The organism is Cupriavidus sp. USMAA2-4, from assembly GCF_001854305.1.
Classification (GTDB): Bacteria; Pseudomonadota; Gammaproteobacteria; order Burkholderiales; family Burkholderiaceae; genus Cupriavidus; species Cupriavidus malaysiensis.
This window is the reverse complement of sequence record NZ_CP017749.1, coordinates 39847-61399: the sequence shown is the minus strand read 5'-3', so window position 1 is coordinate 61399 and position 21553 is coordinate 39847. Positions and strand designations below refer to the sequence as shown.

16 protein-coding genes are annotated in these 21553 nt (G+C 69.7%); 8 read left to right on the top strand and 8 right to left on the bottom strand.

The window, feature by feature from the left end; genetic code table 11:
- Positions 1–2: 2 nt before the first annotated feature.
- Both hpnH and ispH read right to left on the bottom strand, forming a co-directional pair.
- A complete protein-coding gene (gene hpnH / locus BKK79_RS20500; protein WP_071019044.1) occupies positions 3–1166 on the bottom strand; it encodes an adenosyl-hopene transferase HpnH in 1164 nt (387 codons plus the stop codon).
- A gap of 17 nt (positions 1167–1183) precedes the next feature.
- Positions 1184–2179 (bottom strand): 4-hydroxy-3-methylbut-2-enyl diphosphate reductase, encoded by a 996-nt coding sequence (gene ispH, locus BKK79_RS20495; RefSeq protein ID WP_071019046.1) that lies wholly within the window; start codon positions 2177–2179, stop codon positions 1184–1186.
- Between the two features lie 173 nt (positions 2180–2352).
- Here ispH and hpnA point away from each other — a divergent pair, with 173 nt between their 5' ends.
- Positions 2353–3354 carry a hopanoid-associated sugar epimerase gene (hpnA, locus tag BKK79_RS20490; protein WP_071038619.1) on the top strand — a complete coding sequence of 334 codons (1002 nt, stop codon included), beginning with the start codon at positions 2353–2355 and terminating at the stop codon, positions 3352–3354.
- A 50-nt stretch (positions 3355–3404) separates the two neighbouring features.
- Here the strand turns inward: hpnA and BKK79_RS20485 are convergent, their stop codons facing one another.
- The 4 genes from BKK79_RS20485 to BKK79_RS20470 all read right to left on the bottom strand — a co-directional run bounded on the left by BKK79_RS20485 (position 3405) and on the right by BKK79_RS20470 (position 9751).
- A complete protein-coding gene (locus BKK79_RS20485) occupies positions 3405–4568 on the bottom strand; it encodes a glycosyltransferase (RefSeq protein WP_071019051.1) in 1164 nt (387 codons plus the stop codon).
- A gap of 4 nt (positions 4569–4572) precedes the next feature.
- Positions 4573–5541 (bottom strand): aminomethyltransferase, encoded by a 969-nt coding sequence (locus BKK79_RS20480; RefSeq protein ID WP_084084960.1) that lies wholly within the window; start codon positions 5539–5541, stop codon positions 4573–4575.
- Between the two features lie 152 nt (positions 5542–5693).
- Positions 5694–7034, bottom strand: a complete 1341-nt coding sequence (locus tag BKK79_RS20475; protein WP_071038618.1) for an EAL domain-containing response regulator — start codon at positions 7032–7034, stop codon at positions 5694–5696.
- Positions 7031–9751 (bottom strand): ATP-binding protein, encoded by a 2721-nt coding sequence (locus BKK79_RS20470; protein ID WP_071038617.1) that lies wholly within the window; start codon positions 9749–9751, stop codon positions 7031–7033. The genes BKK79_RS20475 and BKK79_RS20470 overlap by 4 nt, the downstream gene beginning before the upstream one ends.
- Before the next feature lie 251 nt (positions 9752–10002).
- On the opposite strand from BKK79_RS20470, the gene BKK79_RS20465 reads away from it, so the two are divergent.
- The 4 genes from BKK79_RS20465 (at position 10003) to BKK79_RS20450 (ending at position 13916) form a co-directional block, all read left to right on the top strand.
- Positions 10003–11163, top strand: a complete 1161-nt coding sequence (locus BKK79_RS20465) for a helix-turn-helix transcriptional regulator (protein ID WP_071038616.1) — start codon at positions 10003–10005, stop codon at positions 11161–11163.
- A 435-nt stretch (positions 11164–11598) separates the two neighbouring features.
- Positions 11599–12111, top strand: a complete 513-nt coding sequence (locus BKK79_RS20460; protein ID WP_071019058.1) for an AmiS/UreI family transporter — start codon at positions 11599–11601, stop codon at positions 12109–12111.
- Between the two features lie 126 nt (positions 12112–12237).
- Positions 12238–13470 (top strand): formamidase, encoded by a 1233-nt coding sequence (gene fmdA, locus BKK79_RS20455; RefSeq protein ID WP_071019059.1) that lies wholly within the window; start codon positions 12238–12240, stop codon positions 13468–13470.
- A gap of 128 nt (positions 13471–13598) precedes the next feature.
- Positions 13599–13916, top strand: a complete 318-nt coding sequence (locus BKK79_RS20450) for a zinc ribbon domain-containing protein (RefSeq protein WP_071019061.1) — start codon at positions 13599–13601, stop codon at positions 13914–13916.
- Positions 13917–13998: 82 nt separating this feature from the next.
- Here BKK79_RS20450 and BKK79_RS20445 read toward each other — a convergent pair whose 3' ends face one another.
- Entirely contained in the window at positions 13999–15207 is a 1209-nt protein-coding gene (locus BKK79_RS20445; RefSeq protein ID WP_071038615.1) for a benzoate/H(+) symporter BenE family transporter, read from the bottom strand.
- Between the two features lie 267 nt (positions 15208–15474).
- Between BKK79_RS20445 and pdxR the strand changes: the two genes are divergently transcribed.
- The gene (gene pdxR, locus BKK79_RS20440; protein WP_071038614.1) at positions 15475–16959 is read left to right on the top strand and encodes a MocR-like pyridoxine biosynthesis transcription factor PdxR; all 1485 of its coding nucleotides are present in this window, start codon (positions 15475–15477) and stop codon (positions 16957–16959) included.
- A gap of 186 nt (positions 16960–17145) precedes the next feature.
- A complete protein-coding gene (locus BKK79_RS20435) occupies positions 17146–18093 on the top strand; it encodes a bestrophin family protein (protein ID WP_071019066.1) in 948 nt (315 codons plus the stop codon).
- A 47-nt stretch (positions 18094–18140) separates the two neighbouring features.
- On the opposite strand, the gene BKK79_RS20430 is transcribed toward BKK79_RS20435, so the two are convergent.
- Complete coding sequence (locus BKK79_RS20430) at positions 18141–19526, bottom strand: amino acid permease (RefSeq protein WP_071019068.1); 1386 nt, start codon at positions 19524–19526, stop codon at positions 18141–18143.
- 358 nt (positions 19527–19884) lie between these two features.
- On the opposite strand from BKK79_RS20430, the gene BKK79_RS20425 reads away from it, so the two are divergent.
- Positions 19885–21516 (top strand): DUF1800 domain-containing protein, encoded by a 1632-nt coding sequence (locus BKK79_RS20425; RefSeq protein WP_071019070.1) that lies wholly within the window; start codon positions 19885–19887, stop codon positions 21514–21516.
- Positions 21517–21553: the final 37 nt, after the last annotated feature.

Below are 21553 nucleotides of genomic sequence, written 5' to 3'. Positions count from 1 at the left end.
CCTCAGGCGGCTTCCGCGGCCTGGTTGGCGGCTGCCTTGCCGCCCTTGGACGGCTTGGCGCGGCCGATCTCGGCCAGCTTGATCTCGACGTGGCGCGAGAACACGTACTCGGCGGGACGCTGCTTGTCGAGGGGGATGTCCGGCGCCATCGGGCCGTCGGTGCGCACGCCGCGCAGGCTCACGCCGAGCGCCTTGAGCGGGTGGGCGAAGGTGTCCGCCACCGCGGTCGCCTCGTAGCCGCTGTGCACCATGCAGTCGGCGCACTTCTCATAGTTGCCGGTGCCGTAGGCGTCCCAGTCGGTGGTCTCCATCAGTTCCTTGAAGGTCTTGACGTAGCCTTCGCCGACCAGGTAGCACGGGCGCTGCCAGCCGAACACCGTGCGTGCCGGGTTGCCCCAGGGCGTGCAGTGGTAGGTCTGGTTGCCGGCCAGGAAGTCGAGGAACATGGTCGACTGGCTGAACGACCACTTCTTGCCGCGGCCGCGGCTGAGGATGTCGCGGAACAGCTGCTTGGTCTTGCCGCGGTTCAGGAAGTGCTGCTGGTCCGGGGCGCGCTCATAGGCGTAGCCTGGCGAGACGGTGATGCCGTCCACGCCCATGGCCTTGACCGTGTCGAAGAAGGCCGCCACGCGCTCCGGCTGGGCGTCGTTGAACAGCGTGCAGTTGATGTTGACGCGGAAGCCGCGCTGCTTGGCCGCGCGGATGGCTTCGACGGCCTTGTCGTAGACGCCTTCCTGGCTGACCGAGTGATCGTGCGCCTCGCGGTCGCCGTCCAGGTGGACCGACCAGACGAAGTACGGGCTGGGCTCGTACTGGTCCATCTTCTTTTCCATCAGCAGCGCGTTCGTGCACAGGTAGACGAAGCGGCGCCGCGCGATGATGCCGCGCACGATCTCCGGCATGTCCTTGTGCAGCAGCGGCTCGCCGCCGGCGATGGAGACCACCGGCGCGCCGCACTCGTCGACCGCCTCCAGGCACTCCTGCACCGACAGGCGCTGGTTCAGGATGGGATCCGGATAGTCGATCTTGCCGCAGCCGTTGCAGGCCAGGTTGCAGCGGAACAGGGGCTCGAGCATCAGCGCCAGCGGGTAGCGCTTCTGTCCGGACAGGTGCTTGCGCACGATATAGGTGCCCACGCGGGCAACCTGCAGGAAAGGAATGGCCAAGGCGGTGTTCCTAGTTCTCAAGTGCAGTCGGCCACGCTGAGCGGGGCCGGCTGCGGTTCGGTTTGTCGGGCGGCCGCGGTGTCAGGGCGGGCGTCGGCGAGTTCGGCGGGCAGGCGGAACTCGGCGTGTTCCTCGATACCCTCCATGGTCGACACGTCGACCGGTCCCAGCCGGCGCAGCGCGGCGATCACGTCCTCCACCATCTCCTCGGGCGCGGAAGCGCCGGCACTGATGCCGACCACTGCCGCGTCTCGCACCCAGGCCGGATCCAGCTCGCTGCCTTCGGCAAGCAGGTAGCTCGGCACGCCACTCTCGGCACCGATCTCGCGCAGGCGATTGGAATTCGAGCTGTTGGTCGCGCCGACCACCAGGATCACGTCGACGTGCTTGGACAGCTCACGCACCGCACTCTGGCGGTTTTGCGTCGCATAGCAGATGTCGCGGGTGTCCGGGCCGACGATGTCGGTGAAGCGGCGCTCCAGCGCCGCGATGATACCCCGTGTATCGTCCACGCTCAGCGTCGTCTGCGTGACGTAGGCGAGCGGAGCGTCACGCGGCAGGTCCAGCGTTTCCGCCTCCGCCGCGTTCTGCACCAGGATGACCTTGCCCGGGATCTGGCCCATCGTGCCTTCCACCTCGGGGTGGCCGGCATGCCCGATCAGGATCACGGCACGGCCGCTGGCCGCGTACTGGCGGCCCTGCGTATGCACCTTGATGACCAGCGGACAGGTGGCGTCGATGGCGTGCAGTTCGCGCGTGCGCGCTTCCGCCTCGACTTGCCTGGACACCCCGTGGGCACTGAAAATGGTCACGGCGCCAGAAGGCACCGTGTCCAGTTCCTCGACGAATTTCGCGCCCTTGCGCTTCAACCCCTCGACAACCTGCTTATTGTGCACGATTTCGTGCCGCACGAACACCGGGGCGCCGTGCTTGACGAGGGCGCGGTCGACAATTTCGATGGCGCGCACCACGCCGGCACAAAAGCCCCGGGGCTGGGCAAGAATCACTTGCATACAAAAAACCCCCGACCCAAGGATGGGTGTGAAAGACAAATTAATATTGCTGTTCCGGAATCACATTTCCGTAACACGGTGGTTACTATATACCGCTGCCGGTTTCTTTGTCCGGCCGCCCTGCAGGGCAGGCCGTTGACCGGTTTGCCCGCGACACTACCGCAACAGGACTCATGACGGTAAAAAATGTAGTTTTCGTTACAGGTGCATCTGGTTTCCTCGGCTCCGCCGTGGCGCGTCAGGCACTCTCCCGCGGCTTCGAGGTGCGCGCGCTGGTACGCGCCTCGAGCCCGCGCCGCAATCTGGAAGGCCTGCCGCTGCAGGTGGTCGAAGGTGATATGCGCGATGCCCAGGCCATGGCGCGTGCGCTGGACGGGGTGCGCTACCTGTTCCACGTGGCGGCGGACTACCGGCTCTGGGCACCGGATCCCGAGGAGATCGTGCGCACCAACCTGGCAGGCACCGAGACCGTGATGCGGGCCGCCCGCGCCGCCGGGGTCGAGCGCATCATCTACACCAGCAGCGTCGCCACGCTGCGCGTGGCGGGTGCCACCGCGCCGGTGGACGAGACCGCCGGCATGCGGCCGGACGAGGCCATCGGCGCGTACAAGCGCAGCAAGGTGCTGGCCGAGCGCGCGGTCGAGCGCATGGTGGCCGAAGAGGGCCTGCCGGCCGTGATCGTCAACCCCTCCACGCCGATCGGGCCGCGCGACGTGCGCCCCACGCCCACCGGCCGCATCATCGTCGAGGCGGCCACCGGCAAGATCCCGGCCTTCGTCGATACCGGCCTGAACCTGGCCCATGTGGATGACGTGGCCGAGGGCCATATGCTGGCGCTGGAGCGGGGCCGCATCGGCGAGCGCTATATCTTGGGTGGTCAAGACGTCACATTGCAACAGATGCTGCGCGATATCGCCGGCTTGAGCGGCCGGCGCGCACCGACGGTGCAACTGCCGCGCTGGCCGCTGTACCCGCTGGCGCACGTGGCCGAGGCGGTGGCCCGCGTGACCGGCAAGGAGCCCTTCATCACCCTGGACGGGCTCGCCATGTCGCGATACCGCATGTTTTTCCGCTCGGACAAGGCCGCGCGCGAGCTGGGCTACCGCGCCCGGCCGTACCAGGAGGCCCTGCGCGACGCGCTGGACTGGTTCCGGCAGGCTGGCTATCTGGGGTAAGGCAGGCACGGCAGGGCGGGTGTGGCGGGGCTTCCGGGATCCGGGACGGTTCAGGAACGGACGGGAGCCTGCGCGCGGCCCTTCCACTGCCCGCCGCGGCGCAGCCAGTAGCGGCGCGCCGAGTCGATGGTGGCGCCCAGGTAGAACAGGGCGGTGGCGGGCAGCAGCGGTGCCAGCCAGGCCGGCTGGCGGTACTCGCGCAGCATCGGCAGGTAGGCCAGGCTCATCATCGCCCAGGCCAGCCAGGCCGGCCACAGCAGCGCGCCGGCGGCCAGGCCACCGAGCGCGAGCAGCGGCGGCGCCAGGTAGGTCAGCACCATGCCCAGGCAGGCGCCGGCCAGCATCCACGGCGAATAGTGCAACTGGGTATAGGCACTGCGGGCGATCATGTCCCACAGGCTGCGCCAGTCGTCATAGGGCCGCAGCGAGATGCTGTCGTCGGCCAGGTCCAGGCAGATCGGGCCGCCGCGCTTGATCTGCGCCGCCAGGCTGCAATCGTCGATCAGTTCGTGCCGGATGGCGGCAAAGCCGCCGATGCGCGCCAGCGCGCTGCGCCGGGCCAGCATGCAGCCGCCGGCCGCGCCCGCCACCTTGCTGCGCGGATTGCGGATGCTGGCGAAGGGGTAGAGCTTGGCGAAGAAGAAGATGAAGGCGGGCACGATGAAGCGTTCCCACCAGGAAGCGCAGCGCAGCCGCACCATCAGCGAGACGAGGTCGCGCTGCTCATGCTCGGCGCGCGCCACCAGTTCGGCCAGCACGCCCGGCCCATGGTGGATGTCGGCGTCCGTGAGCCAGATATAGCGGGCCTCGGGCGCGATCGCGTCGGCCGCCGCCAGTCCTTCGGACTGCGCCCACACCTTGCCGCTCCAGCCGGCGGGAAGGTCGCGCGCCGACACCACGGTGAGTGCGTCCGCGCGGCCGATATCGGCCGCGGCCTGGCGTGCGATGGCGGCAGTGCCGTCGTCGCTGTGGTCGTCGACCACCACCAGGCGCAGCCTGCCCGCGTAGCGCTGGCCGAGCATGCCGGCGACGGCGCGGCCGATCACGTCGGCTTCATTGCGCGCCGGCACGATGCCGATCACTTCCGGCCACAGGACGGGCCTGGGGGAGGGCGCCGGCTTGCGCACGCGCCAGAAACCGGCGCGTGCGCCCAGCAATACGCACCAGATTGCCAGCGACACCAGCGCCAGCGCAAAAGCAATCTTCAGGAACATGGAATCAACGTAGGAAACGGCGGGCAAAACGGGCCAGGCGGGGCACGGTATCGGGGCGCAGCAGGCGCGTATCATAGCCCGCCATGCGCTTCTCGTTCTCGGCCAGGCAGAGATCGATCATGGCGGCGGCCGACATGGCCTCGCCCAGCGCCGCGCTGCCGCTCATGGTGAAGCTGGCATCCCGCGCCACGCCGTCGGCGTCGATGCCGCGCGCGATGCCGATACGTTCCCAGACCAGGAAGGCCCACACCCGTGCCACCTTGAGCGCGAACAGCGGGCGGCGCCACCACGGCAGGTTGCGGCGATACCAGGCGGCCCAGTTGACGAAGAAAAGGATATGGCGCCCCTCTTCCTGGATCACCGGCTCGAAGGTCTCGACCAGTTCCGCCGGGAAGAAGCCGGAGCGCCTGGCGGCGGCGAACAGGCCGAAGGCGAAGAAGCTGTCGATGCACTCGCTGTAGCCGGTCACCAGCCAGCCCCATTCCGGATCGGCGGGCGGCGGGTAGTCGGGTTCCGGCGCGAGCGGAATGCCATAGGCCTCGACCAGCTTGGACAGCACCTCCTTGTGGCGCGCCTCCTCGCCGCCGTTCATCTCCAGCGCGCTGCGCAGCAGCGGGTGGGCCACGGTCCGGGCGAAGGTCTTGACACGGATCGAGGCGCGCCCCTCGGTCTGCACGGCGATGTCCCAGATCGGCAGGGAAGTCACGCGCTGCAGTGCCTCGGGCGTGAGCGCCGGCCATTCGATCACGGCCGGCCTGTAGGGGTTGTGGGTCTGCAGCAGCATGTTGCAGAACATGAGCAGGTGCTGCTCGGAGCCGATGCGCAGCGGACCCGGCTCCGGATCCATCCAGTTGCGCATGGCGTGGTCGGCCTGTTCGATGGCCTTGCGGGCGATGGTAGTCGCCACGGCCGCGGCCCTGTCCTCGGCGCCCGCCCGCGGTTCACGCGGTGGCGCGTCTAGAGCGTCGGACATCCTGTTCCTCGGGCAAAGAGAGAATTGCACGGGGGCGATTGTAACCGGGACCGCCGCGGCTTGCCTCGCGCGGCGGGCGGAAATGGGCAGTCAGCGCCGCGCGAGGCGCCGGCGTGCGCGTCGTACAGGCGCCTGAGCGGGCGTGGCGGCCGTCAGCCGGCCGGCGGCGCGTGCAGCCACTCGGCCACCGGGCACGGCGGCCCCAGCAGGTCTCCCTGGCCCTGGTCGCAGCCTTCCCATTTGAAGAACTCCAGGTCGGCCGCGCTGGCGATGCCGTCCGCCAGGGACTGCACGCCGAGCGTGTGCGCCAGCGCGATGACGGCGCGCGCAATCGCGCTGCGCTCCGGATCGGCCGCCACCCCGTCCACATGGGAGCGCGCGATCTGCATGCGGTCCGGCTGCAGGCGGCGCAGATGGGCCAGCGAGATGGGGCCGCTGCCGACGTCGCCCAGCGTGATGGTCACGCCTTGGTCGCGCAGCCGGGAGCAGGCCAGGCGCGCGGTTTCCGCGTCGCCGCCCGGCATATCCCAGGCCCCGCTCCCGTCCGGCAGGTGGCCGGACAGCAGCAGGTCCAGCGCGCCGGCTGGCAGGCCGGCCTCGTCCAGGGCCTGACGGACCTGCTCCGGCAGTGCCTGCAGGATGGCGCCGGCGCCGGCCGCGGGCAGCAGGACGGGCACGCTGATGCGTGGCGGCGGCTCGGCCGCCGCGGCTGCCGCTTCCCCCGCGGCGCGGGGCCGCAGTGGCGCCGCGCGCCATGCGCCGGCCAGCGCGCAGGCGTCGCGCAGCAGCGCGGCGTGCATCGGCTCCAGCAACGCCGTGCCGCGCAGGCGGGTGGCGAGGGCGGCGTGGGGCAGCCAGCCGTCCGCCTGCGGCCACTCGGGCAGCAGTGCCACGGCGGCGACGGTACCGCGCGCGAGGTCGACCTGGCACTGGGCCTGCAGCCGGTAGCGCCGTTCGCGCAGGGCCCGTGCGACGTCTTCCTCGGTGCGCGGATCGTGCGTGGGCGCCGCTGCGGGCGGTGGCAGGTGCGCTTGCTGCAGCGCGCGCACGTACTGGTAGCTGCGCAGCCCGGCGATCACCACCGAGGCCAGCTTGCGCGCCGTCAGCTCGGTCTTGACGAAGTACCCGTTGATTTCATAATCCAGCACCACCTCGGCTTCGGGCGCCATGCCGGGGTGGCCGGTGCGCAGCACGATCTGCACGTCGGCGTTGCGCAGTTCGCGGCGGATGCGGTGCACCACCTCCAGGCCGGCCTGGTCGGTCTCCATCACGACGTCCAGCAGCACCAGCGCCGTATCGGGATGCGCCGACAGGTGGGCCAGGCACTGCTCGCCGCTGTAGGCGCTGTGGAAGACCACCGGCCGGCCGCCGAAGCTGAGGTCGCGCAGGACCAGGCGGGTGACGTCGTGCACGGCGGGTTCGTCGTCGACCAGCAGCACCTGCCAGGGCGGCAGGGTCGACAGCGGCTCGGGCATCGGGGAGCTTGGACTCATGTGGGATTCCCGGCGGGAACGATTGGAATGGTGGCCCTGGCCGAGGGCGTGACGCGCGGCATGCGCACGGTGAATTCGACGCCGCCGCCGGCCCGCTCGGCCACCGCGATGGTGCCGCCCAGCCGCTGCGTGACCAGGTTGTAGACCAGGTGCAGGCCCAGGCCGCTGCCGCCCTGGCCGCGGCGCGAGGTGTAGAAGGGTTCGAAGATCTTCTCGTGCAGCGCGCGCGGGATGCCGCAGCCGTCGTCGGCATGGCTCAGCGCGATGCCGTCGTCCTCGTCGCGGCGGGCCGCGATGCGGATGGTGCCGGCGCGGCCGTCGCCGAAGCCATGCTGCAGCGAGTTCATCACGAGATTGGTGAGGATCTGCGCGATCGGGCCGGGGTAGCTGTCCATGACGATGCCGGCGGGGCAGTCGACCAGCAGCCGCACGCGGGTGTCGCGCAGGCCGGGCCGCAGGCTGGTCGCGGTCTCGCGCAGGTAATCGCCGAGATCGAAGCGGCGCCGCTTCTCGCTGGCCTGGTCGACGGCCACCTGCTTGAAGCTCTGCACCAGCTGGGCGGCGCGGTTGGCGTTGGACAGCAGCAGCCTGGCCGATTGCGCCGCGTCTTCCAGGTAGCGCTCGAGCTCGCCCGGCTGCAGCTCGCCGCGCGCCTGCCGCGCCAGCACCGCATCGGTACGGTCCTGCAGGTAGGAGGCGGCGCTGACGGCGATGCCGACCGGCGTGTTGATTTCATGCGCGACGCCGGCGACCAGGCCGCCGAGCGAGGCCATCTTCTCCGACTCGACGAGGTGCTTGCGCGCCGATTCGAGATGGCGCAGCGACTCCAGCAGTTCCGCCCGCGCCAGCTCGCGGCTTTCGTGCGACAGCACGATCCACCAGGCGCCGAAGGCCAGCAAGGGCAAGGTCGCCGCGTAGACGCGCAGCAGCAGTTCGGCGAATGGTGTCGCGGACGAGGCGGCGGCGCCGTCCATCAGGCGCCAGGCCAGCAGGAACAGCGCGCCCATGGCCGCGGCCGCCGTCAGGAAGAGCGCCAGGAAGCGTGCCAGGCGCCCGGTGAAGCGCGGCGCCAGCATGCCCGCCGGGCCCGCGCGGTGCGCGCGGGCCGGGGCGTCGGCGGGCCGCTTGCAGGCATCGTGGCAGTGGTTGTCCAGGCCGCAGCACAGCGAACAGATCGGGCCGCCGTAGAACGGGCAGTGCGCCATGTCGGGCGCTTCGTAGTCGCGCTCGCAGACGCAGCAGCGGATCGGCTCGTCGGCGCGGTGCGCGCGGAAGCGGCTGTTGTCGCGCGCGATGTAGTAGCGGCCGCCGGTGGCATAGGCGATGGCGACGGCGCAGCAGAAGGATGCCGCCAGCGCCAGGAAGGCGGCGTAGGCGCGGGCGGTGGCGCCGAACAGTCCCGCGTAGGCGCCGAGGCCGGCCAGCGAGGCGGCCAGCATGGCCCCGCAGCCGACCGGGTTGAAGGCGTGCAGGTAGGCCCGGCGGAATTCCACGTGGCGTGGGCTGATGCCGAGCGGCTTGAGCACGACCAGGTCGGCCACCAGCGCCCCCAGCCATGCGGTCACGACGATTGCGTAGACGCTGAGCACCGCCTCCAGCGTGGCGAAGATGCCGAGCAGCGTCAGCAGCAGGGCGATCACGACATTGAACACCAGCCAGACCACGCGCCCGGGATGGTAGTGCGCCAGCCGCACGAAGACGTTGGACCAGGCCAGCGAACCGGCGTAAGCATTGGTCACGTTGATCTTGATCTGCGAGACGAGCACGAACAGCAGCGCCACCCCCAGCACCACCTCGGGGCGGTCGAACACCTGGCCGTAGGCCCACAGGTACATATGGATGGGCTCCATCGCCTGCCGGCTGTGGATGCCGGCGTTCAGCGCCAGTACCGCCAGCAGGCTGCCGGCCATGACCTTGAGTCCGCCGATCAGGATCCAGCCCGGACCGGCCAGCAGCAGGGCGCTCCACCAGGCGCGCCGGTTGGCGCGGCTGCGGTCGGGCAGGAAGCGCAGGTAGTCGACCTGCTCGCCGATCTGACCCATCAGCGAGAACAGCACGCCGGTGGCGGCGCCGAAGGCCAGCAGGTCGAAGCGCGCCGTGCCGCCGGACAGGCCGGTGAAGGCCGCCCACTGCGAGAACACGTGCGGGTCGTGGCCGAGGATGTAGGCGAAGGGCAGGACCAGCAGGACGGCCCACAGCGGCTGGGTCCACATCTGCAGCCTGTTGATCAGGGTCACGCCGAAGAAGACCAGCGGCACGATGGCCAGTGAGCAGATCAGGTAGCCGAGCGTAAGGTCCAGGCCGGTGGCGAGCGCCAGGGCCTGGGCCAGGATGGCCGATTCCAGCGCGAAGAAGATGAAGGTGAAGGAGGCGTAGATCAGCGAGGTGACGGTCGAACCGGCATAGCCGAAGCCGGCGCCGCGCGTGAGCAGGTCGATGTCGACGTTCGCCGTGCTGGCGTGGTAGGCCACCGGCAGGCCGACCAGGAAGATCAGCAGGCAGGCCAGCAGGATGGCGGGAAAGGCGTTCTGGAAGCCGAAGCTCAGGGTCACGCTGGCGCCGATCGCCTCCAGCGCCAGGAAAGAAGCGCCGCCCAGCGCGGTGTTGGCGAGCGTGAACGGTGTCCAGCGCCGGTACGAGCGGGCCGCATAGCGCAGTGCGTAATCCTCGAGCGTCTCGTTCGCGACCCAGGATTGGTACTCTCGTCGAATGCGCATGGCGTGGGCGTCGGCGCGGCGGGCGCGCTCGGGAATGCTGCGGGGCGAGGGGCCATGGCGCGCGGCGGCGCAGGCAGGCGCCCCGATTATTGTCGGATTCGCCGCGCCGCGCAATGCGGTGCGCCGAGGGTATGCGCGCCTTGACTTTTGCCGGGCGCGCGCAAACACTTCCCGGCAAAGATCCGGCCCGCGTCCGTGCGGCGCCGACCCACGCCCCCCGCGCTGCGCCGGGATACCAGGAGGAGCCGCGCTTGGCAGCGCACGACGCCGATCCGCCCGAGACGGGCGAACTGCTCTACCGCATCCACGCCGCGCGCGACGATGCCGCCTGGCACGGCGTCATGACGCAATTGTGCGAGCGCCTCGGTGCGGCGGCAGCGCTGCTGGCGCGGCGCCACCTGGCCAGCGGCCGAAGCGAACTCCTGCACGGCGCGCCCGTCGACGACGGCTTTGCACGCAGCTTCGCCGACTACGCCCCGCGCAACCCCTGGTTTCTCTTCGCCGACGCCTGCCAGCCCCTGCAGGTCAGCACCGGCGAAGACGTGCTGGGCAGCCGCGAGTTGTGCCGCACCGACTACTACCAGGCGGTACTGCAGCCCTACGGCTACCTGCATCGCCTGTTCGGCGTGGTGGCGCGCGACGGCGAGCATCTCTGCTACCTGGAGCTTTACCGGGAAGAAGGCCAGCGCCGCTTCGGCGCGCGCGAGAAGGCCGAGTTCCGGGGAGTGCTGGCGCATGTGGCGCTGGCGCTCGACAACCGCTGGCAGCGCCGCCGCGCCGACGACGTGGGCGCGGCGCTGATGCGCATCGTCGACAGCCATGCCGCGGCGACTTTCCTGGTCGAGCCCGACGGGCGCATCGTCTATGCCAACCGCAACGCCCATGGCCTGTGCGGGCAGGGCAGCGGGCTGTACCGCGATGGCGAGCACCTGGCGGCGGTGATGCCGGCCGACCAGCGCGCCTTGCGCGAGATGCTGGCGGCGATGGCGCGGCTGCCCGCGGAGGGCGGAACGGCCGGCGGCCGCCAGGCGGGATCCGCGCCGACCCAGGTGCTGTCCGTGTCGGCGCCCGGCGGGACGCTGCCCACCACGCTGAACCTGCAGCCGGCCGGCGCCTGGCTGCATGGCGGGCCTGGCCGGCCGCGCGCCCTGCTGGTGGTCAGCGCGCGCCGCCAGGGCGCCGAGCACGCGCACCAGGATTGCCAGTTCGCGCGCCACTTCAAGCTGAGCGAGGCACAGGCGCGCGTCAGCGCCCTGGTCTTCGCCGGCCATTCGATCGCCTCGCTCGCGCAGGCCCTGCACGTGTCGGAGAACACGGTGCGCAGCCACCTCAAGCAGATCTTCCAGAAGACCGATACGCACGGGCAGATGGAACTGGTGCGGCTGCACGCGCAGCACTGCCCGCACGCCTGAGCGCGCCGCCCGGGCGGGCGCCCGCCTGGCCGATGCGTGCCGCGCCGTCCGCCGTACTTCCGCTCGACCCTCAGACCGGCTCTCAGGCCTGCGTTGCGACGCATTGCCTCCCAGCGCGCCATGACGCTTGCCGGTGCGCGCGCCATGGGTCCGGTCCGGCATCCGCTCCATCCGTCCCGCCCGCCTCACCCACCTGGGGGAGGCGGCCTCGTCCGGCAGGGTGAGGCGCGAATCGTCGCCGCGAGGGATTCGCCGCGGCGGCCGCCTGCCTATAGTGGATCCGTTCGCCACAGGCGTGCCGCTGCCTTCGCGCCCGCCCCCAAACCCGGCGTGCCGCCGGGCCGGACCGAACGCTGAGGCGAACCGCGCGCACGGCGGCAACCACGACAACGACCACAACGACAACGATAACGAAGGCAACCCGGAGGAGACGACATGCTAGGCCTGACCTTGCTGTACGTAGGCGCGGTGCTGTTCCTCAATGGCTTATGGCTGCTCGGCAGGATCGGCGACCGTGAGATCTGGGTGGTCAATATCTTCTCCGGCGGCGTGACCATGCTGGTGTCGCTGCAGCTCATCTTCGGCAGCGACGCCGGCACCGCCTCGATCAAGGCGGGCGCGCTGACGCTGCTGTTCACCTTCACCTACCTGTGGGTGGCGCTGAACCGGTTCAACGGCGCCGACGGCCGGGGACTGGGCTGGTTCAGCCTGTTCGTCTCCATCACGGTGGTGCCGGTGGCGATCGATTCCCTGCAGCAGGCGGCCAGCATCTGGGACATCTGGTTCGCCTGGTGCTGGGTGGGCTGGGGCGTGCTGTGGTTCCTCTACTTCGTGCTGCTGGCGCTGCAGCGCCCGATCCTCAGGCTGACCGGCGTCGCCACCGTGCTGGCGGGCATCGTCACCGGCTGGCTGCCCGGCTACCTGCTGCTCAGTGGCGCGCTGAAGTAGCGCTGCCGGCGGCGTTCCCCGCTTTCTTTCCCGACCGGCGCTCCGGCCCGGTCCGCCCTGAACCGGCACCCTGAACCGGAACTTTCAACCGGCACCCGACCGGACCCACTCCAAGGAGACAGGCATATGGCAGACACCCTCATCCGGGTCGACCTCAAGCAGTCGGCTTACGAGAACGAGAATGTCCACAACCGCTGGCACCCGGATATCCCGATGGCCTGCTGGGTCAACCCGGGCGACGATTTCGTCCTGGAAACCTATGACTGGACCGGCGGCTTCATCCAGAACAACGAGTCGGCCGACGACGTGCGCGACATCGACCTGTCCATCGTCCATTTCCTTTCGGGGCCGGTAGGCGTGCGCGGCGTCAAGCCCGGCGACCTGCTGGTGGTCGACCTGCTCGACATCGGCGCCAAGCCGGACAGCCAGTGGGGCTTCAACGGCTTCTTCTCCAAGCAGAACGGCGGCGGCTTCCTCACCGACCACTTCCCGCAGGCGCAGAAGTCGATCTGGGATTTCCACGGCATGTTCACCTCCTCGCGCCACGTGCCGGGCGTGCGCTTTGCCGGGCTGATCCATCCCGGCCTGATCGGCTGCCTGCCCGACCCCGCGCTGCTGCACGCCTGGAACGAACGCGAGCAGGCCCTGATCGATACCGATCCGCAGCGCGTGCCGCCGCTCGCCAATCCGCCCTTCGCCGCCACCGCCCACATGGGCCGGCTGCGCGGCGACGCGCGCCAGCAGGCGGCCGCGGCCGGCGCGCGCACGGTTCCGCCGCGCGAGCATGGCGGCAACTGCGATATCAAGGATCTCTCGCGCGGCTCGCGCATCTACTTCCCGGTCTATGTCGACGGCGCCGGTCTCTCGGTGGGCGACCTGCACTTCAGCCAGGGCGATGGCGAGATCACCTTCTGCGGCGCCATCGAGATGGCAGGCTGGGTCCATATGCGGGTGGACGTCATCCGCGACGGCATGGCCAAGTACGGCATCAGGAATCCGATCTTCAAGCCGAGCCCGATCACGCCGGCCTACAACGACTACCTGATCTTCGAAGGCATCTCGGTGGACGAGGGCGGGCGCCAGCACTACCTCGACGTCAACGTGGCCTACCGCCAGGCTTGCCTCAATGCGATCGAGTACATGACCAAGTTCGGCTACTCGCGTGCGCAGGCCTACGCCATCCTCGGTACCGCGCCGGTGCAGGGCCATATCAGCGGTGTGGTCGACATCCCCAATTCGTGCGCGACCTTGTGGCTGCCCACGCAGATCTTCGACTTCGACATCCGGCCCGACGCGAACGGTCCGGTGCGCCATATCCACGGCGGCGCGGACGTGCTGATCTCGCCTGACCGCCGTTGAGCGCGGCAGCTGGCGTCCCGCTGGCAAGCGGGTGGCGGGACGCCAGCCGCCGACGCGCCGCGCGCGGGCAGCGCGGGCGACAGGACAAGCGAAACAGTGCGAGGGAAACGGAGCGAAGGAGAAGGGAGATGCCGATCTACGAGTACGAGTGCGCCGGCTGCGGAGCGTTTTCCGCCATGCGGCGCGTGGCCGATCGCGACGCGCCGCAGGCCTGCCCGGACTGCGGGGCCGAGGCGAAGCGCATGGTAAGCCTGACCATGCTGGCCCTGATGCCACCTGCCCAGCGGCGCGCGCATGCCGGCAACGAGCGCAGCGCGCACGCGCCGGCGCTGTCGCAGGGCCATCGCCACGGCCCGGGATGCGGTTGCGGCACGGCCGCGGCCAAGCCCGCAACGGACGCGGCGAAATCCTATCCGGGCAAGCGTCCCTGGATGATCAGCCATTAGGTCGCTGGTCCCGGCATCTGCTGGGGCCGCTCACGGACGAACCGCGCAGGCTCTGCCGTCGTGCCCACGCGGAAGATGGCGCTCACCTGGGTCGCGGCGCGGGGCGGGACCACCGGCCGTTGAGCACCGCATAGGCCGTCAGGCCGATCAGCAGGCCCCAGAACGCGCCGCCGACGCCAAGCATCTTGATATTGGCAGCGGCTGCCAGGAAGGTGATCAGCGAGGCTTCACGGGTCCTGGCATCGGCCATGGCGCCAGCGAGGCTGCCGCCAATCGCACCCAGCAGCGCCAGGCCCGCCAGGGTGGTGATGAAGGTAGGCGGGAAGGCCATGAAGACGGCGGCCAGGGTCACGCCGAACACGCCGACGAGGATGTAGAAGACGCCCGCGGCGAAGCCGGCGATCCAACGCTTGGACGGGTCTTCGTGTGCCTCCGGGCCGGTGCAGATCGCCGCCGTGATCGCGGCAAGGTTGAACGCATGCGAACCGAACGGCGCCATCAGCAGCGAGCCGAGCCCAGTGATGGTCACGATGGGGTTGGCACTGGTCTTGAAGCCATCGTTGCGCAGCACCAGCATGCCGGGCATATATTGGCCGGTCAGCGTGATGAGAAACAGCGGCAAGGCCACGCTCAACAGCGCATTGAGCGAGAACGCCGGCATGGTGAACACGGGTGCGGCGAACTTCAGCGTCAGCCCGGACAGGCCGATGCGATCCTGGATGAGGAGGAAAGCCAGCCCCAGCACCAGAATGCCGACCACGGCATAGCGCGCGGTGAATCGCTTGAGCACGGTGTAGGCCACGATCAGCATCCCCGCCAAGAGCGGATCGACGCTCATGCCGCCAAAGGCGCCGATGCCGAATTGCAGCAGGATGCCAGCCAGCAGGCCGGCGGCCACACCCGGCGGGATCAGGCGGATGACCCGCTCGAAGCAGCCTGTCAGCCCGAGCAGCACGAAGGCCGCGGCGGAGATCAGATACGCACCGACAGCTTCCGCGTAGGGCGTGGTCGCCAGCGCCGTGACGAGGAACGCGGCCGCCGGCGTTGACCAGGCCGTGATGACAGGCTCGCGGGCGACCCAACTGAGGATGAGGCCGGTCACTCCCACGCCGAGCGAGACCGACCACACCCACGAGGCCGTCAGCTCCGGGCCCAGGCCGGCCGCTTTGGCGGCCTGGAACACCAGAATGAAGGTGCCGCCGTAGTTCACGATGACCGAGACCAGGCCGGCCACGACAGGATGGGCGAGATCGCCCAGACGGATGGGAGACGGTGAGGTGGCGCGCAACATGGCCTTTTCTGACTCCTGCAAGATCGGTTCTTGAACGTTGTCGGGAAGCTACTTTTTTAACCTCGAAATGGCATGTTGTACCCAGCCAATTTCTCGACTGTCAGCCGACCAATCGCCGGGCATGCCCACGCCCGGCCCCGACCCCGACTTCCTCCAAAGCCAGCATGGCCTGCTGGTGTCTTCCGGATCCTGTCGAGTGGTCGTTCTCGCCTTGGCCTTAAGATGGCGGGCATGTCCACGCCGTTCTTCCGGTGAGATACCCAGCCATTGTTCAAGCACGCCCAACTCGAATCCGTCAAAGCCTGGATGGGTGATCCGGCTCATGGCGCCTTGTCGCTGCATGCACGCATCCAGCGTGCCATCCGGCAGCTGATCCTCGACGGCGCGCTGGACATCGGCAAGCCTCTGCCCGCCTCGCGGGCGCTCGCGCAATCGCTGGGCGTTTCCAGGGACACGGTGGAAGCTGCATTCAGCCAGTTGCAGGCGGAAGGGTTCATCGACCGGCGGGTAGGCAGCGGCAGCTTCGCCTCGCAGCGGGCGCAGTTGTCGCCGAGGCATGGCGCGGCTCAGCGCCATATACGGCAGCGCGAGTCGCCGCGCCTCAGCCAGCGCGGTGCGGCCATGTTCCAAAGTGGGGGTGTGCGCGAAACGCTGGCGCCGCATCCCTTCGCCCCGGGTGTGCCGGAAACGCGCAGTTTTCCTTTGCAGACCTGGGAGCGGCTGCAGCGGCAAGTGTTGAAGGAGCAGGGAACGCTTGCCCTGACGCATGGCGACCCGCAGGGCATGGAACCGTTGCGGCGAGCCATCGCGGATTACGTCAATCTGGAGCGCGGCGCCAGCGCCACGCCCGCGCGCGTCCTGGTGTTGACCAGTTCGCAGCAGGCCCTGGCACTGTGCGCGGCCGTGCTGCTCGATGCCGGTGACCGGATCTTCATCGAAGACCCCGTATATCACGGCGCGCGCAGGGCGTTCGACACCGCTGGCCTGGAATGCGTACCGGTTCCGCTGGATGCGCAGGGGATGCGGGTGGAGTCGCTGCAGAATGCCGCGCAGCCTGCCAAGGCAGTGTTCCTGACGCCTTCCCACCAGTTCCCGACCGGGGCGACCCTGGCGCTCGACCGGCGTCTCGCCATCATCGACTGGGCACGGCGGAACCAGGCCTGGATCATCGAGGACGACTACGACAGCGAATTCCACTATGCAGGAAGGCCCACGGCATGCGTGCAGGGTCTCGACGCGCACGACCGGACGATCTACATCGGCACCTTCACCAAGTCTATGTTCCCAGGCCTGCGCATCGGCTACATGGTCCTGCCGCCGCAGCTCGTGGCACCGATGACGGTTGCCCGCACGCTGCAGGACGGGCATAGCGCCGCCATCCCGCAACTGACGCTGGCGCGCTTCATGGAGGGCGGGCACTTCGGTGCGCATGTGCGCACCATGCGTGGCGTCTATGCCGAGCGGCGCGATGTGCTGGAGCGGCTCGTGCGCAGGCACTTGTCCGATTTCGTTGAACCGAGGGTGCCCAGCGGTGGCATGCAGATGCCATGCGTCTTGCTGCGCGACATCCCGGAGCGCAAAGCCATCGATGCCGCGCGCCGGGCCGGCATCGACCTGCTGGGACTGACGGCCCTGCATGCGTCCAGCCGGTCCGAGTCCGGCTTTCTCATGGGGTTTGCTGCCTATGCCCCGAAAGAACTGGAAGTGGCGGTCAGGAAGCTCGCCGATGTGCTTCGCGCGCTGGATCGGTGAAGGCCTCCCGTGACCTGATTCCTGGATTCGCCGGATCACCCGGTCTTTCGAACACCGGGCGCAAACGGCCGGTGCGGCGCGATCCCCTTGTGCTAGAGTGATTTCCCGGCGGACGGCCGCCCGCGCCTGGCGGGCGGGCTCGCAGCGGCGCTGCGGGCGGCGTGCCGCCGGCTATCGCAGGCCGCCATGATCATCCGTCCCCGCCCCAACTGGCTGCGCATGCTGTTCCTGCTGCGCGGCTCGGTGCTGCCGGCCATTGCGCCGCAACTTGCCCTGACCACCGGCTTCGCCGTGCTGGTGACGCTGCTGCACGGCAGGCTGTTCTCCTTGAAGATCCCGCTGACCTTCGTGCCGTTCTCGCTGATCGGCCTGACGCTGGCGATCTTCCTCGGCTTCCGCAACAACACGAGCTACGCGCGCTACTGGGAGGCGCGCGGGCTGTGGGGCAGCCTGCTGAATGCGTCGCGCACGCTGGCGCGGCAGGCCTGCACGCTGTCCGATGGGGTGGATGGCGCCGATGGTGCCGATGGTGAGGAAGCGGCGGCACGCGCGCGCCCCTTCGTCTACCGGCTGGCGGCCTTCGCGCACGCGCTGCGGCACCAGTTGCGCGGCTCGGCGCCGGGCCAGGACATGGCGCGCCTGCTGTCGCCGGAAGATTGCGCGCGCGTGGCGCAGGCGCGCTTCCAGCCTGCCGTGCTGCTGCTGATGGCGGGGGAATGGCTGCGCGACATGCGGCGCCGGGGTCGGCTCGATCCAGTGCTGGCGGCGGCGATGGAGCGTCCGCTGGAACGTCTCACCGAGGTGCTGGGCGGCTGCGAGCGTATCGCCGGCACGCCGATTCCCTTCACCTACGCGGTGATCCTGCACCGCACGACCTATCTCTACTGCCTGCTGCTGCCGTTCGGCCTGCTCGATTCGATCGGGCCGACCACGCCGCTGATCGTCGCCTTCATCGCCTACACCTTCTTCGCGCTCGAGGCGCTGGCGGCGCAGCTGGAGGAGCCGTTCGGCACCGCGCCCAACGACCTCGCGCTGGAGGCGATCTCGCTGACCATCGAAGCGACCCTGCGCGAGACGCTGGGCGAGCGCGACCTGCCGGCGCCGCCGGTGGCGGTGGATTTCGTGCTGCGCTGAAGCCGGGCCCGCGCCGGCCCCTTTGGCGGACCGGCGCGGGCCGCAGGTCAGCCGCGCGGCGCAGCGGCCGGCTGGCGGCCGTCGCCGTCCAGGCGGCGGTACAGCACGACCAGCAGCAGCAGCCAGGCCGGCCCGACGTACAGCGCCACGCGCGTATCGGGGAAATAGGCCATCAGCGCCACCACGCCGGCCAGGAAGGCGAGCGCGATCCACGAGCCGTAGGGCCAGAAGGGCATGCGGAAGGCGAGCGCCTTGCGCTGTGCCGGCGACAGGCTGCGGCGGAACTGCATCTGCGCCACCAGGATCACGGCCCAGGTCCAGACTGCGCCGAAGGTCGAGATCGAGGTGACCCAGACGAAGACCTTTTCCGGCACCAGGTAGTTGAGGGCCACGCCGCCGAGCAGCGCCGCCATCGAGACCAGCACCGCGCGGCGCGGCACGCCGTTGCGGTCGACCTTGGCGAAAGCGCGCGGGGCCTGGCCTTGCACGGCGAGGCTGTAGAGCATGCGCGCGGTGCTGAAGATGCCGCCGTTGCAGGAGGACAGCGCGGCCGTCAGCACCACGAAGTTGATGATGCCGGCGGCGGTGCGGATGCCCAGGCGCTCGAAGGTCATCACGAAGGGGCTGCCCTGGGTGCCGATGCCGTCCCAGGGGTAGAGCGACAGGATCACGAACAGCGCGCCGACGTAGAAGATCAGGATGCGCCAGAACACCGAGTTGATGGCCTGCGGGATGGACTTGGCGGGATTGCTGGCCTCGCCCGCGGTCAGCCCGACCATCTCGACGCCGAGGTAGGCGAACATCACCATCTGCAGCGACATCAGCACGCCGCCGGCGCCGTTGGGCAGGAAGCCGCCATGCGCCCACAGGTTGCCGATGCCGACCGGCACGCCGCCGTTGCCCAGGCCGAACACGATCATGGCACCGCCGGCCGCCAGCAGCGCCACGATGGTGACCACCTTGATCATGGCGAACCAGAACTCGAACTCGCCGTAGGCCTTGACCGCCAGCAGGTTGACCGAGCCCATCGCGGCGAGCGCGGCAAGCGCCCAGATCCAGCGCGGCACGTCGGGGAACCAGATGCCCATGTAGATGCCCACCGCCGTGATCTCGGCGATGCAGGTCACCAGCCACACGAACCAGTAGTTCCAGCCGGTCAGGTAGCCGGCCAGCGGGCCGAGGTAGTCCTGCGCGTAGCGGCAGAAGGAGCCGGCCACGGGATGGTGCACGGCCATCTCGCCGAGCGCGCGCATGATCAGGAAGATCATCGCGCCGCCCAGGGCATAGGCCAGCATGATGGCCGGACCCGCCATGCGGATGGCGGCCCCCGATCCCAGGAAGAGCCCGACGCCGATCGCCGAGCCCAGCGCCATCAGGCGGATGTGGCGCTCGCCCAGGCCGCGCTGCAGTTGCTCCGTTTGGTGTTCACCCATGTCTTCGTTGTCTCCGATGGTATCGACGGACGGCTCCGGCCCTTGTGGGGCGGAGCCGCAGGGGGCAGTGGAGTGCGCGGCGCGCGGAAGCCAGGTCGTGGCGCCGCGTGGACGGCATTCTCTTGCCGAAAAAAGTCGGATGATGGCAGAAGATTCACCAATCTGCCAAATCCACGAAAGGAGGATGGCGGTTTTCCGCGCTGCTTGGCACAAGATGCGAGGCGCATTCTCCGCCGGCTCGCCGCGCGGACGGATGTGATGCAGGGGTTGCCTGGCGGCGCGCTGGTCAACCGGGACCGGGGTCGGCGCGTCAGTGCGGTGTCCAGACCTTGCGGGAGCGATCCGAGCCATGCGCCTCATGAGCCAAGTCCGATGCCGTAGCGGCGGCGCTTGCGCCACCGGGCTGGCGGCGGCCGCCAGGTGGCTTGCGCGGCGCGCGGCCCTGTTGCCGGCCGCGGCGGCCGTGGCCTTGCTCGGAGCCTGCGCTGCAGGCCAGTCCGGCGCGGGCTCCCAGGGCGGCGCGGCCGCGCTCAGCGCCGCCGACCTGCGCTGGCTCGACCGCGTCACCTTCGGCGCCGACCAGGCCAGTATCGCCCGCCTGCAGCGGCTCGGGCGCGAGCGCTTCCTGGACGAACAACTGCGCCTGCCGGCAGCCGACCCACCCGCGCTCGCCGGCCCCATCGCGGCGCTGAGCGTGTCGCAGATGGACGGCACCGAGCGCTACCGCGCGGTGGTGGCCGAGCAGCAGCGCATCAAGGGACTCGCGGACGAGGACGCCAAGCGTCAGGCGAGCGATGCGATCACCCGGTTGGGCAACGACCTGGTGCTGGACACCGCGCGGCGCCACCTGCTGCGCGCGCTCGGCTCGCCGGCGCAATTGCGCGAGCAGATGACCTGGTTCTGGATGAACCATTTCAGCGTCTACTCGGGCAAGGGCACGGTGCGCTGGACCCTGGGCGACTACGAGGACAAGGTGGTGCGCCCGCGCGCGCTGGGCCGCTTCCGCGACCTGCTGCTGGCCACGGTGACCGCACCGGCCATGCTCGAATACCTCGATAACGCGCAGAGCGCGGCCGGCCATCTCAACGAGAACTACGCGCGTGAACTGATGGAGCTGCACACGCTCGGCGTATCGGGCGGGCCCAGCGGCTCGCGCTATACGCAGCAGGACGTGCAGGAGCTGGCGCGCGTGCTGACCGGGGTGGGGCTGGAGGTGAGCGGGCAGCCCCCCAGGTTGCCGCCGCAGCGCCAGGCGGATTACCGCGCGCAAGGGCTGTTCGCCTTCAATCCGGCACGGCACGACTACGGCGCGAAGACGCTGCTCGGCCACCCGATCGCGCCCGGCGGCTTCCGCGAGGTCGAGCAGGCGGTGGACATCCTGGCCGCCGAGCCTGCCACCGCGCGCTACCTGTCGGCCAAGCTGGCCGCCTGCTTCCTGGCCGACGAGCCGCCGCCGGCGCTGGTCGCGCGCATGGCCGATACCTTCATGCATAGCCGCGGCGATATCGGCGCCGTGCTGAGGACGCTGTTCCTGTCGCCCGAGATGGACCGGGCGGCCGCCGGCGCGGGGCGCAAGTTCAAGGACCCGATGGTGTTCGTGGTGTCCTCGCTGCGCCTGGCCTACGACGGACGGCCGGTGGCCAACGTACGGCCGGCGGTGGGTTGGCTGCAGCAGCTCGGCGAGCCGCTCTACGGGCGCGTGACACCGGACGGCTACCCGCTGGCGGAGAGTGCCTGGGCCAGCTCGGGGCAACTGGTCAAGCGTTTCGAGATCGCGCGCGCGATCGGCAGCGGCCCGGCCGGCCTGTTCCAGGGTGACGATGGCAAGCCGCTGCCGGCCGCCGGTTTTCCGATGCCGGGCAATCGCCTCTATTTCGAGGCCATCGAGCACACGCTCGGTGCCGGCACGCGCACGGCGCTGGCGCAGGCGACCAGCCAGGCCGAGTGGAACACGCTGCTGCTGGCCTCGCCCGAATGGATGCAGCGATGAAGGGGCCCCGGCGCGCATGCGCTCCACGGAGTCGATC

Excerpts from the sequence above, each read along its gene's own strand:
- BKK79_RS20475 (WP_071038618.1), bottom strand. The coding sequence starts at position 7,034 with ATGAGTCCAAGCTCCCCGATGCCCGAGCCGCTGTCGACCCTGCCGCCC.
- BKK79_RS20435 (WP_071019066.1), top strand. The coding sequence starts at position 17,146 with ATGATCATCCGTCCCCGCCCCAACTGGCTGCGCATGCTGTTCCTGCTG.
- BKK79_RS20460 (WP_071019058.1), top strand. The coding sequence starts at position 11,599 with ATGCTAGGCCTGACCTTGCTGTACGTAGGCGCGGTGCTGTTCCTCAAT.
- BKK79_RS20450 (WP_071019061.1), top strand. The coding sequence starts at position 13,599 with ATGCCGATCTACGAGTACGAGTGCGCCGGCTGCGGAGCGTTTTCCGCC.
- BKK79_RS20430 (WP_071019068.1), bottom strand. The coding sequence starts at position 19,526 with ATGGGTGAACACCAAACGGAGCAACTGCAGCGCGGCCTGGGCGAGCGC.
- BKK79_RS20445 (WP_071038615.1), bottom strand. The coding sequence starts at position 15,207 with ATGTTGCGCGCCACCTCACCGTCTCCCATCCGTCTGGGCGATCTCGCC.
- BKK79_RS20425 (WP_071019070.1), top strand. The coding sequence starts at position 19,885 with ATGAGCCAAGTCCGATGCCGTAGCGGCGGCGCTTGCGCCACCGGGCTG.
- ispH (WP_071019046.1), bottom strand. The coding sequence starts at position 2,179 with ATGCAAGTGATTCTTGCCCAGCCCCGGGGCTTTTGTGCCGGCGTGGTG.
- fmdA (WP_071019059.1), top strand. The coding sequence starts at position 12,238 with ATGGCAGACACCCTCATCCGGGTCGACCTCAAGCAGTCGGCTTACGAG.
- BKK79_RS20485 (WP_071019051.1), bottom strand. The coding sequence starts at position 4,568 with ATGTTCCTGAAGATTGCTTTTGCGCTGGCGCTGGTGTCGCTGGCAATC.
- hpnA (WP_071038619.1), top strand. The coding sequence starts at position 2,353 with ATGACGGTAAAAAATGTAGTTTTCGTTACAGGTGCATCTGGTTTCCTC.
- BKK79_RS20480 (WP_084084960.1), bottom strand. The coding sequence starts at position 5,541 with ATGTCCGACGCTCTAGACGCGCCACCGCGTGAACCGCGGGCGGGCGCC.
- BKK79_RS20470 (WP_071038617.1), bottom strand. The coding sequence starts at position 9,751 with ATGCGCATTCGACGAGAGTACCAATCCTGGGTCGCGAACGAGACGCTC.